General features: G+C 71.8%; 8 protein-coding genes. 5 read left to right on the top strand and 3 right to left on the bottom strand.

From position 1 onward, the window contains the following. Window positions 1–7 precede the first annotated feature (7 nt). The 3 genes from Cch01nite_RS09710 to Cch01nite_RS09700 all read right to left on the bottom strand — a co-directional run bounded on the left by Cch01nite_RS09710 (window position 8) and on the right by Cch01nite_RS09700 (window position 9106). Window positions 8–1051 (bottom strand): hypothetical protein, encoded by a 1044-nt coding sequence (locus Cch01nite_RS09710; RefSeq protein ID WP_203752268.1) that lies wholly within the window; start codon window positions 1049–1051, stop codon window positions 8–10. 238 nt (window positions 1052–1289) lie between these two features. Further along, a complete protein-coding gene (locus Cch01nite_RS09705) occupies window positions 1290–4118 on the bottom strand; it encodes a sulfide/dihydroorotate dehydrogenase-like FAD/NAD-binding protein (protein ID WP_203752265.1) in 2829 nt (942 codons plus the stop codon). Next, on the bottom strand, window positions 4118–9106 hold the full coding sequence (locus tag Cch01nite_RS09700; RefSeq protein WP_203752261.1) for a 2-oxoacid:acceptor oxidoreductase family protein: 4989 nt from the start codon (window positions 9104–9106) through the stop codon (window positions 4118–4120). The genes Cch01nite_RS09705 and Cch01nite_RS09700 overlap by 1 nt, the downstream gene beginning before the upstream one ends. Window positions 9107–9417: 311 nt before the next feature. Between Cch01nite_RS09700 and Cch01nite_RS09695 the strand changes: the two genes are divergently transcribed. From Cch01nite_RS09695 to Cch01nite_RS09675, 5 genes are all read left to right on the top strand, one after another. Continuing rightward, window positions 9418–12624: a [FeFe] hydrogenase, group A gene (locus Cch01nite_RS09695; RefSeq protein WP_308439226.1), complete on the top strand. Its 3207-nt coding sequence runs from the start codon at window positions 9418–9420 to the stop codon at window positions 12622–12624. After that, window positions 12621–13664, top strand: a complete 1044-nt coding sequence (locus Cch01nite_RS09690; protein ID WP_203752242.1) for an ABC transporter substrate-binding protein — start codon at window positions 12621–12623, stop codon at window positions 13662–13664. Before Cch01nite_RS09695 ends, Cch01nite_RS09690 begins: the two co-directional genes overlap by 4 nt. A gap of 13 nt (window positions 13665–13677) precedes the next feature. Next, a complete protein-coding gene (locus Cch01nite_RS09685; RefSeq protein WP_239070215.1) occupies window positions 13678–14430 on the top strand; it encodes an ABC transporter permease in 753 nt (250 codons plus the stop codon). Then, entirely contained in the window at window positions 14427–15038 is a 612-nt protein-coding gene (locus Cch01nite_RS09680; RefSeq protein WP_203752236.1) for an ATP-binding cassette domain-containing protein, read from the top strand. Before Cch01nite_RS09685 ends, Cch01nite_RS09680 begins: the two co-directional genes overlap by 4 nt. A gap of 99 nt (window positions 15039–15137) precedes the next feature. Next, window positions 15138–15698, top strand: a complete 561-nt coding sequence (locus Cch01nite_RS09675; RefSeq protein ID WP_203752233.1) for a DUF2510 domain-containing protein — start codon at window positions 15138–15140, stop codon at window positions 15696–15698. Window positions 15699–15740 lie beyond the last annotated feature (42 nt).

Raw genomic sequence — 15740 nt, 5'->3', positions numbered from 1 at the left:
ACACTGGTCACGGCGACGACGGCACCTCGGGCATGAAGTAACCGAGGAGGAGCAGGCCCAGGCCGATGGCGGGAACGATGACAGAGAGCATCCTGGACGTCCGGTTCTGCGGGATGAGCACCAACGTGATCAGCAGTCCGAACCCCAGGATCACGCTGCCGTTGCCCACCAAGATGGAGGAAACGACGTCCGCCCTCGCGGCCGTGGTCCGCGAGCTCCCGATGTTGACCACGATGATCGCGACCACGGCGGCAAGAAGGCCCGTCATCGTCAGGACCTGGCTGCGCGACCCCTCGATCTCAGCTCTGGCCACCTCGACCTCGCCCGTGAGCTGCCGCCGCAGGCAGATGCTCTCGACGCGGGCCGCCGTCCCTTCGTACTCGGCGATCCGCGCCGCGTAGTCCCAGCGTTCGGACGCCTCGAGGTCGATCGCGCGGCGAACGTCGGCGAGGCCCTCGAGACGATGCCCCCTGTGGGCACGCAAGACCCCGCGGTGGGCGAAGTACTTCCCGTACTGGTATCCGGACAGTTCCAACGAGCGCTTGCTGGCCGCTTCGGCCTGTCGCAGGACCTCCTCGTCGACCGCGGGTGAGCGGTCGAGGATGTGCAGACAGATCTCCACCATGAGGTTCTGCGCGCCGTGATGCCCGGCGAACTCGGGCAAGTTGGCAGCGCAGATGGACTTGGACTGCTCCAGCAGATTCTGCCCGCCGGCCTCCGACGAGTACATCAGGGCTTCCGCCAGGAGCATCTGGAAGACGGGCAGATGGCTCAGCCGTCGAGTCAGCTCCGGGTCGTGCATGACCTTGATGAACTTCCCGTAGTTCTTGCTCCTGCGGTCGATGGTCGTGACCCCGAGCACGCCGGCGACGGCCACGAGTTCCGGGGAGTCAGGGTCTGCCGCGACTCTCTCCCATGCCCCACGGCTCGCGGATCCGAACTCGGCGACGATGGCGAAGACCGCGTCGGAGAGCTTCCCGTCGGTGTACGACTCTGCCGTGAGCGGGTGGATCCGCTCTCGGAGCGTCGCGTCCCAGTCCTTGTTGCTCATCTCGGTCCTCTCACGGGCGCACAGCGGCTCGATGGTGGGTTCGTGGTCCGGGACGCCCGAGGGGAAGCAGAGCGGGGCCGCATCCTGTCGCCACAGTGACGAGATCGGCGTCGCGAACTCGCTCCTGAGGAGTGGCCCGCACTCATCGAGCCGTTCGTCGTCACGAACCTCGACCGCTGCGAGGACGCATGCACGTCGGCGCCGGGGGGAGCCCCGCCGGCGCCGACGTGCACGAGCGCTACAGGCCGTGCCTCGCCCGGGCCGCCTGCTCCTGGGCCGTGAACAGGCCGAACCGCGGCAGGAACTTGTCCCAGTCGATGAGGTGCGAGTCGATCTCGGGCCCGTCGATGCACGCGTGCTTGCGGACCAGCTTCCCGTCGATCACCACGGGCACCATGCACGCACCGCACATGCCCGTCGCGTCGACCATGATCGAGTTCAGCGACGCGACCGTGCGGACGCCGTGCGGCCGGGTGAGGTCGGAGACGCCGCGCATCATCATCGGCGGCCCGATGGTGACGATCTCGGCGATCTTCCGGCCGGCCTCGAGCATCTCTTCGAGCGGCTTCGTGACGAAGCCCTGGACCCCGTACGAGCCGTCGTTCGTCGCGTAGACCACCTCGAGCAGGTCGCCGAACTCCGCCTGGAGGTCCGCCACCCGCTCGCCGTCGGCCGTCCAGAACATGAGGTCCCTGGTCCGGAACCCGGCGATCAGCGTGACGTGGTTCCCCAGGCGCAGGTGCTCGCGCATGATCGGGTGCACCGGGGGCAGGCCCAGCCCGCCGGCGGTGAACACCACCGTCTCGTCGTCCGCGTAGCGGTGGAGCTCCGACGGCCGGCCGAGCGGGCCGGCGATTCCCGCGAGCACGTCGCCGGGCTTCATCGCGTTCATCTCGATCGAGCTGACGCCCACCGCCTGCACGACGAGGCACACGGTGCCCGCCTCCGCGTCCCAGTCCGCGAGCGTGAGCGGGATGAGCTCGCCGCCCGGCCGCGTGAACACCCGGACGAACTGACCCGCCTGCGCCGACCTCGCGACGACCGGCGCCCGGACGACGAACTCCTCGATCCCGGGCGAGAGGTTCCGCTTGGCGAGGATCACCGCGTCCGAGGCCGCCATGTCGGTGTACGTGCGGGCGGCCGCGACCATCCGCTTGACGTCGTCGAGCGGCACGTCGACGTCGCCGATGATCTCGCGCGCCGCTGCCTGGCCGTCACCGGCCGCGTTGATCGCCGTGGACCCGCCGCGGGTGGCGTCGCCGCCGGAGTAGACGCCCTCGAGGGTGGTCTGCTGCGACCCGGCCGCGGCCAGGTTGAGGGTCCCCCACCTGGACGTCTCGATGCGCGGCTCGGAGTCCTTGATGATCGGGTTCGAGGAGTTGCCGAGCGCCATGATCACCAGGTCTGCCTCGACCTGGTCGGTCCTGCCGGTCGACATCGGGCGCCGGCGGCCCGACGCGTCCGGCTCGCCGAGCTCCATGACGTCGAGCGTCGCCGCCTTGACGAAGCCCGTGTTCCCGTCGCCGAGGAACTCCGACGGCGACCGCAACGGGAGCAGGTGGATGCCCTCCTCGAGCGCGTGCTCGAGCTCCTCGACACGGGCCGGCATCTCGGCGCGGGTGCGCCGGTAGACGATCGTCACGTTCCCGCCGAGGCGTCGCGACGTGCGGGCCGCGTCCATCGCGGTGTTGCCGCCGCCGATCACCAGGACGTTCTTGCCCTGCACGAACGGCAGCGGCGTCTCCTGGTCCTCCGAGTTCGCGTGCATGAGGTTGACGCGCGTGAGGAACTCGTTGGCCGACATGACGTTGAGCAGGTGCTCGCCCGGCACGTTCATGAACATCGGGAGGCCCGCGCCGGTGCCGACGAAGATCTTCCAGAAGCCCGCGTCGCGCAGGTCCTGCAGCGAGGCCGTCTTGCCGACGACGAAGTTCGTGACGAACCGGCCGCCGAGGAGCCGGATCTTGCGCACGACGTCGTCGATGAGCTCGTTCGGCAGCCGGAACTCGGGGATGCCGTAGCGGAGCACGCCGCCGAGCTCGTGGAACGCCTCGAACACGGTGACCGGGAAGCCCTCGGCGGCCAGCAGGTAGGCGTTGATGAGCCCGGACGGGCCGGACCCCACGATCGCCACCGGCGGCCTGGCCGCCATGGTCCACGGGTTCGGGTACGAGGCGAACCGGGCCGCGTCGCCATCCGGGTTCACGAGCTTGTCGCGCTCCGGCAAGAACCACTCCAGCTGGCCGATCGACATCGACGTCTTGTGGAGGCAGGCCGCCTGGCACTGGAGCTCCTGCGGGCACACGCGGCCGGTGACGTCCGGCAGCGGGTTGCACGACTCGAGCAGCTCGAGCGCATCCTGGAACCGCCCGGTGCCGATGAGCTCCATCATCACGGGGATGTGGATCTTGACCGGGCAGCCGAACTTCGGCGGCTTGTGGGCCTCGAGGAACACGCCGAGCTCGCAGGGCGCGTCGGCGCACTGCTTGTCGCGGATCGCCTCGAGCCAGACGATCAGGTCGACGTCCCGCCGGGTGAACCCGAGGTCCATGTAGCCGAGGTAGCCCTTGTTCACCAGGCCGAAGTCCTCGGCGCGGTCGTCGGCCTCGCGGACGTACGGCGGGATGGTGCTGCCCGCCGGCCAGTCGTGCGAGAGCCCCGCGAACATGGGGTAGCGGTCGGACAGGTGGGCGTCGACCGCCCTGACGAAGAGGCGCTTCTTGCCGAGGGGCAGGTCCCAGATGAACCGCATGAGCACCGTCGACACGTCGTCGTCCCGCAGGAGCATGTCCCACAGGCGCACGACGAAGTCGCGGCCGAGCTCGGGCTGCCGGAACTCCCAGGCGACGGCCGCCATGCCGTCCGCGATGAACAGGTCGCGGAAGGTGCGCGGGTCGGCGACGAGCCGGCGCTCGAGCAGGTCGAGCTGGTTCCGGAACGTGGCGACGCCGCGCGTCGCGTCGAGAGCCTCCACCTCCTGGCGCGTCGCGTCGAGGGCGTGGCGTGCCCCGACCCAGCGCAGGACGTCGTCCTGGCCGACCGGGTGGACGGGCGTGTCGGTGCTCATCAGTGGATCGACTCCGCGTCGCAGTTGGACTTGACCCGGGCGATCCGCTTGGCGACGTCCGGCGTGACCACGAAGCCGTCGAGCGCGCCTGGCTTCATGCGGCCGACGGTGCGTGCTTGTCCGTCGACGACGATCGTGGCCTTCTCGAACAGCGCCGGGAGCTCCTGGTAGCAGGTGCCGCAGTCGTTGCACCTCACCTCGTCGGCGGGATCCAGCCAGATCGGCCGGTCCGCCACCGCCGTCGTCGCCTCCGGAGCCGCGGCCGCAGCCGCAGCGGGCGCGCCGCCGCCGAACGAGAACGCCGGCATGCTCGCCGGTGCGGCCGAGGACGAGGCGAGCTCGGCCATCGCCGCGGCGATCTCGTCGAGCGAGGTCTCGCGCGCCGTGGACGCCGCCTGGTACTTGGCCGTGAGGTCGGCGAGCTCCGCCCTGTGCTCCGCGGACAGCCGCGCCTCGCCGAACCCGGCGAGGAACTGCAGCGTCTGCCAGTGGTGCTTGCGGTCCTCGACGAGCGCGACGATGGCCGGCGAGCACGCGACCTTGAGGAGGTGCCTGTCGGCGTCCGTCGCGAGGACGAACGGCACCTTGCCGACCCGCTGGTCGTCGGACAGCTCCACGAACTCGGCGATCGGCACCAGGTTCGCCTCGTCGGCGTCCTTGAGCCTCGTGAACTGCTTCGCGAAGCGGACCTCGCCGAGCGCGAACTCGGCGGGCGTCAGGGGCGTCTGCAGCAGCTGCAGGGTGCCGCTCTCGTCGACGTACTCGAGGGTCGAGGTGCTCCACAGCCTGTCGACGTCCGGGTTGCCGTCGAGGTCGAACCGCTCGGGCAGCGTGCCGCCCTTGCGCGGGTCGTGCACGAACAGCGGGCTGACCCTGCTCTCGACCGCGAGCCGCGAGCGGCGGTTCGACAGGTCCTCGGGGATCCCGTTCTCCGTGCCGCAGGGGGCGTAGACCTCCATGACCGCGGCGCCCTCGCCGAACTCGAGCATGCTCATCGCGGCCGCGAGGAAGTGCCCGTGCAGTGCGGTCGCGGTGGTCGCGACGAAGACGTTCGGGTGGAACGCCGCGATGACGCCCAGCTCCTTGCGCACCTCGCGCTTGCCCGCGTGGGCCTTGCCGTAGCGGGCGAGGTCCGCGTCCTGGCCGGTCAGCGAGGCCGTCGAGGCCTGGCCGCCCGTGTTGGAGTAGCCGCCGGTGTCGAGCACGAGCGCCTTGATGGGGGTGCCGCTGGTCAGCACGCGTGACATCGCACCGAAGCCGATGTCGTAGGACGCGCCGTCGCCGCCGATCGTCAGGACGTTCGGCAGGAGCGTGCGCTCCTCGGCCGTGAACTCGTGCCACGTGAGCGTCGCGCCGGCCTTGCCGTGGACCGCCGGGTCGTAGGAGTCGGCCAGCTCGAGCTTCGCGTCGCGCAGCGCCCGGACCTCCGGGACGAGCTGCGAGGCGAGGCCCTCGTAGAGGCCGACGGCCAGCGGCTGGGCGTCCTGGAACAGGCTGTTGACCCACGGGTCGAGGTAGGGCTGGAACGGCATCGACGAGGCGTACACCGACGAGCAGCCGGTCGAGTTCGCGATGACCGTCGACGCCGGGCCGTTGCCGGTCGGGCCGCCCTCGTAGAGGTACAGCGCCTTGTCGAGCTCGACGACGAGCGCGCCGAGGCGCTTGCGACGGGCGGTGTCCTCGACCGTGTCGAGCTTGGCGGTGAGCTCCTCGATCGTGCGCTCGAGCTCCGCGACGTGCGCCCGCTTGCGCTCCTGGCCGAGGGCCCTCGACAGCGCGGTCATCAGGCGGATCGCGGTGACCTCGCCGCAGCCGCGGCAGCCGCCGTGGCCGCCGACCATCGCGTAGTAGTTCGCGTGGTCGAGGACCATCCGCTTGACGTCGCCGTCGGGGGTCACGGCGTCGGCGACGAACCGCTTCGGCGAGTTGGGCAGCGCGGCCATGGTCTCGAACCGCCGCTCGAGCATGTCGATCAGGCTCTCGTCCTGCTCCGCCTCGGTCAGCGCGTGCGGGCCGCACACGTCGACGCACTGCAGGCAGCCGGTGCACTTCCACGGGTCGACGACGGCCGAGAACAGCGCGCCGGTACCCGGCGTCTGCTTCTCCGCCGCGTCGAAGAACGGACGCGTCCGCGCGACCGGGAAGGCCGCGAGCGTCTCGACGACCGCGTCGGCGTACCGTGCGACCGCGCGCTCGTCCGTGTCCGGGACCGCCTTCGCGGCGACCGCCGCGAGGGACGTCGCGCCGCCGTCCGCCCGGAGCTCCTGGCGGATCCGCTCGGACCAGGTGTAGGCCACCGCGCGCAGCGCCTCGCGCTGCGGCTCGGGGGCGTCCACCTGGCCGATGGCCGAGAGCACGAGGTCGTGGATCTCGTGCAGCGTGTTCGGGATCGCCGCGTCGGGGCAGACGATGCCGCACTCGAGGCAGCCGGTGCAGGCCGTCGGGTCGAACACCGGCACCGTGCGCCGGAAGAGGCCCTTGTCCTTGTGGACGCCCGTGGCGACCGGCATGAACAGGCCCGCGCCGGGCAGCACCGGCGACTCGCCGACGGTGCCCTCGCGGAACGGACGGGCGGCGAGGTCCTCGTAGTAGGCCGGGTCGAACAGCGCCGTCGCGCGCGGCTCGGCCGCGACCGGGCACATCGACGCCGACAGCGCCACGGACCGGGTCCGCACGGCGGCCGGCTCGGCGTCGACGGCGCCGTACTCGTCGGCCTCGTAGTCGATCGGGCTGACCGCCGCGATGGCGTCGGTGATGACCGCCATGTTCGAGCTGACGATCGCGTCGCCCTTGCGACCGAACTTCTTCGTCAGCTCGTGGCGCACCTTCTCGAGGATGGCGTCGCGCGTGGCGCCCTGGGAGATGCTGTCGACCCAGCCGACGACGGCGCCGATGAACGCGATGCCCATCATGCGCGTCTCGAGCTCGGGCGTCGGTGCGTGCCTCTTGGCGACGCTGAAGGCGTCCATCACGAGGACCGTGAGCTTCTTCTCGCGGATGGTCCGCCGCGCGTGCGCCGGCAGGCTGCGCCACACGTCGATCGGTGCCAGGTCGGACTGCACGATGAACGTGCCGCCGACCGCCAGTCCCTTGAGCGGGTTGGTGTGGACGAACGCCTTGTGGTCCGGGGAGACGACGACCTCGACGTCCTCGAGCTCGGCGTTGGTGAGCAGTACCGGCTCCGGCGACAGGGTGATGTAGAAGTTCGTCGCCGCACCGCTCTTCTCCGAGCCGTACTTGGGCGCCGACTTCGAGTGCATGCCGAGGACGCCGGCGAGGATGTCGGTGAGCAGCTTGCCGGTGGCGATCGTGCCGTAGCCGCCGACCGAGTGGAACCGGATGCGCAGCGCGTCGTCCGGCAGCACCTGCGGGTTCGGCTCGGTGGTGAGCGCCATGAGCTCGGTCTCCGGGTACGCGGCGCGCAGCTGCTCCTGGATCCCGGCGAGCTCGCCCGACGCGGTGTCGCTGAAGAACTGCGAGCCGAGGTAGACGAGCGGCGAACCCGTCGGCGACACCACGTTCTTGAACGCGGCGACCAGGTGCCGCGGCTGCACGTCGTGCCCGCCGAGGCCGAAGATCGCGGTCGTGAGACGCGGGCTCGCGGCCAGCGCCGGGATGCCGGGGAACTCCGGCTGGGACGGGTCGGACGCGTTGGCGCGGGCCCGGAACAGCGACTGGGTCACGAGGCGGGTCAGCGCGGTGTCGTCGGACCGCTCGAGGACCGTGACGGCCTTGGCGCTCCTCAGCGCCTCGACCAGCTCGGCCTCCGGGAACGGCTGCAGCATCTTGACGGAGACGACGCCGACCTTGAGCCCCTGCGCCCGGAGGTAGGGCAGCACGGCGCGGGCGTCGTCGGTGATCGAGCCCAGGCCGACCATGACGTAGTCGGCGTCCTCGCAGCCGTACGCCATGACCGGGGAGTACTCACGGCCCGTCAGCTCGGCGTACTCGGCCATCGCCTGGCGGGCCAGCGACGGCACGGCGGAGACGAAGTGCGTGCGGTGGTCGACCGCGCCGGCCTGGAAGTCGGGCTGGTTCTGCACCGGGCCGGTGAGGCCAGGGCTGTGCGGGTCGACGAGCGCCGGCACCAGCTGGCGGGTGCCCTTGGCCCACGCGTTGACCCACGCGCGGCGCCACTGCGCCCGCAGGTCGTCGGGCACCCACACGGCCGTCTCGGCGACGAGGCCTCCGGCGTCGTCGTCCTCGACCTTCTCGGCGATCGTGGCCAGGTGGGCGCGCAGCGCCCCGACGTCGTCGGGCGCGAAGTCCGCGGCGTGACGGTCCAGGTAACGGCCGAGCTGGAACACGCGGCCCTTCGCGCCGAACAGGATCTCCTGCGCGACGGTCGGGGCAGGGATCCGCCCGGCCGGGTCGCCCAGGTACTCCCTGAGGAGCTCGGGCTCGGGCAGCAGCACCTCGCTCATGACGTGGCTGGTGGCGAAGCCGTCGAAGGCGTTGGCGACCGGGATCAGCGACAGGGACGACGTCCGGTACGCGATCGCAGCGAGGTCGGCGGCCTCCTGCGGGTTCGACCCGAAGAGGATGGTGTAGCCCGCCGGGAGCAGCGCGTAGACGTCGTCGTGCCCGGCCATGACGTTGAGCGAGTGCTTGCTGACCACGCGGGCCGCGACCTGGAGGACGAAGCCGCCGATCTTCTTGCCCACGGTGACGTAGTGCGACTCGAGGGCGTAGAGGATGCCCTGGCTCGACGAGGCGTTGGAGATGAAGCTGCCGCCTGTGAGGGCTGCACCCAGGGCGCCGCTCTGCGCCGAGTGCTCACCCTCTGCCTCGACGAAGAACGGGTGCTTGCCCCAGACGTTGAGCTGGCCCTCGGCACGGGCGGCCTCGAACGTCTCGGAGATCTCGGTCGAGGGCGTGATCGGGTAGCCGATGACACCGCCGCACACGTGCTTCATCACGTGCGCCACGGCGCCGTTCCCGTTGATGACGTCCAGGAGGCCGGGGTACTGGGGCTGGTCAGCAGTCACTGTGCGCGTCCGAGGGGGCGAGAAGTGGGCTGGACCGTGCGGACCGGCTCCATGACAGCGCCGACCCCGGGGCGACGACGACGTCGTCCCGGCAGGTCGGACACCTGAAGAGGGGCTTCATTGCAGTCCTCACAGACCTAGCGAGGTCTCTGTGAACGTAGGTTCCCGGCCGTCGTCCACACCTGGGTCGGAAGTCCCTATTTGTGCCCCGACCTGCGGCCCTACGGTCGATGACGAGGGCCAATGGAGGCGTTCGTCGCTGTCGCGGTCCCCCGGATCTGTGACCGCACCGCCACGCCTGGCCACGGACCGTGGGAGGTTGCGTGCACGAGGTGGGTAGTTCGCGAGACGTCCCGGTCACGGTGGACGGGCGGAGGCTGGAGGTGCGCGAGGGCGAGACGCTCCTCAAGGCGCTGCAGGCGGAGGGCGTCGAGGTCCCCTCGCTGTGCCACGACAGCCGGCTGGAGCGTGCGAACGGCAGCTGCGGGCTGTGCGTCGTCGAGGTCGGCGACGGCACCGCCGCCCGGGACGTGAAGGCCTGCATCACGCCGGTCAGCGAGGGCATGGTCGTGACGACCAGCACCCCGCGCCTGACGGAGTACCGCGCGGTGCGCCTGGAGCAGCTGCTGTGCGACCACAACGCGGACTGCGTCGCACCGTGCGTGCAGACGTGCCCGGCCAACATCGACATCCAGACGTACCTCAACCACGTGGCCACCGGGAACTTCGCTGCCGCGATCCGGGTCATCAAGGACCGCAACCCGTTCCCGTCGGCGTGCGGGCGGGTGTGCCCGCACCCCTGCGAGTCCGAGTGCCGCCGCAACCTCGTGGACGAGCCGGTGGCGATCAACCACGTCAAGCGGTTCGTCGCCGACTGGGACCGGGCGCAGGACGAGCCGTGGACCCCGCGGCTCGCGGACCCGAGCGGGAAGCACCTCGCGGTCGTCGGCGCCGGCCCCTCGGGGCTGTCCGCCGCGTACTACGCGGCGCTCGCCGGGCACCGCGTCACGGTCTTCGAGAAGCAGCCTGAGCCGGGCGGCATGATGCGCTACGGGATCCCCGAGTACCGCCTGCCGAAGGCGACGCTCGACGAGGAGATCGCCTTCATGCAGGCCCTCGGCGTCGAGATCGTCACGGGCGTCGCGCTCGGTGCGAACCTGCGGCTCGACGACCTGCGGCGCGAGTACGACGCCGTGTACCTCGCGGTCGGTTCGTGGCGCGCCACGCCGCTGCAGCTCGACGGCGAGAACCTGCCGAACGTCCACCTGGGCATCAGCTGGCTGCGCGGCGTGGTGAAGGGCAAGGACGACCCGGTGGGCGACACGGTGGTCGTCGTCGGCGGCGGCAACACCGCGATCGACTGCGTCCGGACCGCACTCCGCAAGGGCGCGCGCTCCGTGAAGCTCGTCTACCGGCGCACCCAGGCCGAGATGCCGGCCGAGCCGCTGGAGATCGAGGAGGCGTTGCACGAGGGCGTCGAGATGGTGTTCCTCGCCGCGCCGACGCGCATCGAGACGGCCGACGGTCGACTGCAGCTGTACTGCTCGCGGATGGAGCTCGGGGGACCGGACCGCTCGGGCCGCCGCCGCCCGGTGATGGTCGAGGGCTCCGACTTCGTCATCGACGCCGACACGATCATCGGCGCGATCGGCCAGACGACGGACACCGGCTTCCTGTGGGACGACGTGCCGGTGCGGCTGAACAAGTGGGGCGACGTCGACATCGACGGCTCCACCATGCAGAGCTCGGAGCCGAACGTGTTCGCCGGCGGCGACTGCGTGACCGGGCCTGCGACCGTGATCCAGGCCGTGGCCGCCGGGCGCCGTGCCGCGCAGGCGATGGACGAGTTCGTCCGCGAGGGCGCCGTCCGTCCGTCGCACGAGGACTACACGTGCAGCCGCGGCACGCTCGAGGACCTGCCGCGCGACGAGTTCGAGCTGCAGCCGCGCGCCCGCCGCGCGGTGATGCCGGCGTTGCCTCCGGGCGCGCGGACCGACAGCTTCGTCGAGGTCGAGCTCGGGCTGACCGAGGTGCAGGCGCGGGCCGAGGCGGCCCGGTGCCTCGAGTGCGGGTGCTCCAAGCAGAACCGCTGCGCGCTGCGGGACACCGCGAGCGCCCACCACGTCGAGTTCTCGGCCCCGCTGCACGTGCGGCCGCACACGCCGATCAGGCGGGACCACCCGTTCATCGTCCGCGACGACAACAAGTGCATCTCCTGCGGGCTCTGCGTCGCGGCGTGCGCACAGGTCGAGGGCGTCGACGTGCTGGCCTACCAGTTCGCCAACGGGCGCCTGACCGTCGGCACCCGCAACGACCAGCCGCTCGGCCTGACCGACTGCGTCTCGTGCGGCCAGTGCGTGCGGGCCTGTCCCTGCGGCGCGCTGGACTACGTCCGCGAGCGCGGCGGCGTGTTCTCGGCGATGCACGACCCGGAGAAGGTCGTCGTCGGCTTCGTCGCCCCCGCGGTGCGCAGCGTGATCGCCGACTACTACGGCCTGACCCCCGACGCCGCCGGTGCCTACACGGCCGGCCTCATGCGCGCGGTCGGGTTCGACAAGGTGTTCGACTTCGCGTTCGCGGCCGACCTCACGATCCTCGAGGAGACCACCGAGTTCCTGGACCGCGTCGCCAGCGGCGAACGCCTCCCGCAGTTCACGTCGTGCTGCCCCGGCTGGGTCAACCTCGTCGAGCGCCGCTTCCCCGAGCTGATCCCGCACCTGTCGAGCTGCAAGTCGCCGCAGCAGATGATGGGCGCGACGGTGAAGAACCACTTCGCGCAGCGCACGGGGATCCCGCTCGAGAAGCTCTACACGGTCTCGATCGTGCCGTGCCTGGCGAAGAAGTACGAGGCTGCGCGGCCGGAGTTCGCCCCCGACGGGGTGCGCGACGTGGACGCGGTGCTCACCACCACCGAGTTCCTCGAGATGATCGAGATGCTGCACCTGCGCCCCGAGGACATCGTCCCGGCCGAGTTCGACGAGCCGTACGCGCGGGTCACCGGCGCGGGCGTCCTGTTCGGTGCGTCCGGCGGTGTCGCGGAGGCCGCGCTGCGGATGGCCGTCGAGAAGCTGACCGGCGCACCCCCCGTGGACCTCGACGTCCACGAGGTGCGCGGGCTGGCGGGCGTCAAGGAGGCGACCGTCACCGCGGGCGGCACGACCGTGCGGGTGGCCGTCATCAGCGGCCTGAACAACGTGGACGCGCTGGCCCGCCGGATCCGCGACGGCGAGGACGTCGGCTACGACCTCATCGAGGTCATGGCCTGCCCGGGCGGCTGCATCAACGGCGCGGGCCACCCCGTCCCGCAGGACCGCGAGGTGCGCGAGCGCCAGCAGGTGCTGGTGCAGATCGACCGCGCGGCGCCCGTGCGGCTCTCCCAGGAGAATCCCGACGTCCTCCGGCTGTACGAGGACTTCTACGGAGCACCGAACTCGCCGCTGGCGCACGACCTGCTGCACACCACGTACGCGCCGTTCCGCCCGGCCGCGCAGGACGCCACCGTGGCCGGTGCGCTGTGAGCCGCCGGTTCGGCCGCGCGCTGGCCGTCGCGGTCGCCGTCGTCGCCCTGCTCGCGGGGTGCGCGTCGACCACGACACCGGGCGCTGCGCCCACCGCGTCCGGGTCCGCGACGAGCACACCCACGCCGACCGCCGCCGAGCGCACGACCTTCCGGATCGCCTCGCTCAAGGGCCCGACCACGATGGGGCTCGTCGGCCTGATGGACGACGTCACCGACGGCCAGGCGCGCCACGACTACCAGGTCACCGTGTACGGGACACCCGACGAGGTCGTCCCGAAGGTGCTGCAGGGCGACGTCGACGTCGCCCTGATCCCGTCCAACCTGGCCGCCGTGCTGTACGCCAAGACCCAGGGCGCCGTGCAGGTCGCCGCGATCAACACGCTCGGCGTCCTGCAGGTCGTCGAGGTCGGCAACACCGTGCACTCGCTCGCCGACCTGCGCGGCCGGACCGTGTACGCGAGCGGCAAGGGGGCGTCCCCGCAGTTCGTCCTCGAGCACCTGCTCGCCGCGAGCGGACTCGACCCGGCCACCGACCTGAAGGTCGAGTACCTCAGCGAGCACACCGAGGTCGCCGCCCGGCTCGCGGCTGAGCCGGGCGCCGTCGCGATGCTGCCGCAGCCGTTCGTCACCGTCGTGACCACGCAGGTCCCCGGCGCGCGTGTCGCGCTCGACCTGACGGACGAGTGGGCGAAGGTCACGCCCGACTCGCAGCTCGTGACCGGAGTGCTCGTCGTCCGCACGGCGTTCGCCGCCGAGCACGCCGCCGCGTTCGACGAGCTCCTGGCCGACTACGCCGCCTCGACGGAGTTCACCAACGAGCACCCCGACGAGGCCGGCGTGCTCATCGCGGCCGCCGGCATCGTGCCGAAGGCCCCTCTCGCGACCGCGGCGATCCCCGGCTCGCACATCACCTACATCGACGGGGCGCCGATGCAGGCCGCCCTGTCCGGGTACCTCGGCGTCCTGCACGCCGCGGACCCGGCCTCGGTGGGAGGAGCCCTGCCCGGTGACGACTTCTACTACCGCGCGGACGGCTGAGGCCTCCCGTCGCGTGCCGCGCGCGACCAGGCTCGTCCTGGTCGCGGCGTTCTGGCTCGTCGTGTGGCAGCTCGCAGCGCTCGCCGTCGGGCAGCGCCTGCTGCTCCCCGGCCCGGCGGAGGTCGGTTCCCGGTTCGCGGAGCTCGCCGTCACCGCGCCGTTCTGGGCGAGCGTCGCGTACTCGCTCGTCCGGATCCTCGCGGGGTTCGCGCTCGGCACCACGGCCGGGGCGCTCCTCGCCGTCGGCGCGGCGCGGTGGCGGGTGGTCGACGCCCTCGTCTCGCCGCTGGTCGGGGCCGTGCGGGCGGCACCGGTCGTCAGCTTCATCATCCTGGTGCTGATCTGGGTGGACAGCAGCCGGCTCGCGGTGGTCGTCAGCGCCCTGATGGTGCTGCCGGTGACCTACGCCGCGGTCCTCGAGGGCGTGCGGCAGCGCGACCCGGCGATGCTCGAGATGGCCGCGGTCTTCGAGGTCCCGCTCCTGCGCCGGCTGCCCGCGGTCGACCTCCCCGCGGTGCTGCCGTTCTTCGCGGCCGCATGCCAGGTGGGCATCGGGCTGGCCTGGAAGAGCGGGATCGCCGCCGAGGTGATCGGGCTGCCGGCCGGCAGCGTCGGCGAACGGCTCTACGACGCCAAGGTGCTGCTCGAGAGCGCCGACGTGTTCCTGTGGACCGGTGTGGTGGTCGCCCTGAGCCTCGTCGCGGAGCGCGTCGTCGCGGCGCTCCTGCGCCGGGTCTCCTCCGCCGGATCGGGGGCCGCCGCGTGATCGCGGTCCGTGGACTGACGGTGCACCTCGGCGGCCACACCGTCCTCGACGGCGTCGACCTCGACCTGCCCGACGGCGGCGTGGTCGCGGTGACGGGGCCGAACGGGTGCGGCAAGACGACGCTCGGCCGCGTCCTGCTCGGGCTCGTCGAGCCGGCGGACGGCTCGGTGCGGGGACTGGGCGGTGCGCGCGCGGCCGTGTTCCAGGAGGACCGGCTGTGCGAGCACCTCGACGCGGTCGCGAACGTGCGGCTGGTGCTGCCCCACGACGTCGGCGCCGCCGAGGTCACCGCCGAGCTGCGCGCGCTCGGCCTCACGGCGGACGCGCTCGGCCGCCCGGTGCGCGACCTGTCGGGCGGTCAGCGTCGGCGGGTCGCCATCGCGCGGGCCCTGCTCGCCGAGGCCGACCTCGTGGTCCTCGACGAGCCGTTCACCGGGATCGACGCCGCCGGCCGCGACCAGGTCCTGGCCCGGGTGGCGCAGTCGTGCGCCGGGCGCACTGTCCTGCTCATCACCCACGACCAGGACGACGCCCTCCGGCTCGGCGCGACGGTGGTGGACCTCCCCCGGGCGCAGGCCTCGGACGACGACGGCCGTCGACGTGCCTAACGGTCGCCGCCTCTCCCCCAGCCGCGTGCCGCTGTCGTATCCGGGTGAATCGTCGTCAATCTGACGGACCGGCCGACGGCCCCCTGCGACGATCGGCGGATGAGCTCGCTCCCCGCCGCCGGTTGGTACGACGACGGTGTGACCGCGGGAGTGCTGCGCTGGTTCGACGGTGCGTCATGGACCGAGCACACGAGACCGACCGCCGCACCGGTCCCGCCACCGGTCGCCGCCCAGGCGCCGGTGTCGACGTTCGGCACCCTCCCCGTCGGGCGCCTCGGGCAGTCCCTCAACCTCGCCGACCGCGTCCTCGAGGGCGAGGCGTACCAGCGCAACCGGCTCGACGACGCGATCCGGCTCCGCCGCCGGGGTGTCACGATGTTCGGCAGCGCCCTCGTCGTCCTCCTGGTGACCGGCGCGATCGGCATCGCGATGCACGGCGCGGACACGATCTGGTACGCAGGGGTGGCAGGCGCGGTCTTCCTCGGCATCCGGGCGGGGCGCGACTACCAGAACGCGACGTTCCGAGGTGCTCCGCCGCTCACGGCGACCGCCTGGGTGCTGGCAGGTGCCGCGCTCGTCGTGGCCCTCGTGGTGCTGTTCGCCGGTCCGGTCGTCGAGATCAGGTCGCTGTCGCACCTCGGGGACACCGTCGGGCAGTAACGCCGACCCGACCCGCTCCGCCGCTCACACCAGCTCGACGCT

The sequence above is a fragment of the Cellulomonas chitinilytica genome, assembly GCF_016862675.1.
GTDB classification, from domain to species: domain Bacteria; phylum Actinomycetota; class Actinomycetes; order Actinomycetales; family Cellulomonadaceae; genus Cellulomonas; species Cellulomonas chitinilytica.
This window is presented reverse-complemented; position numbering and strand designations above follow the sequence as displayed.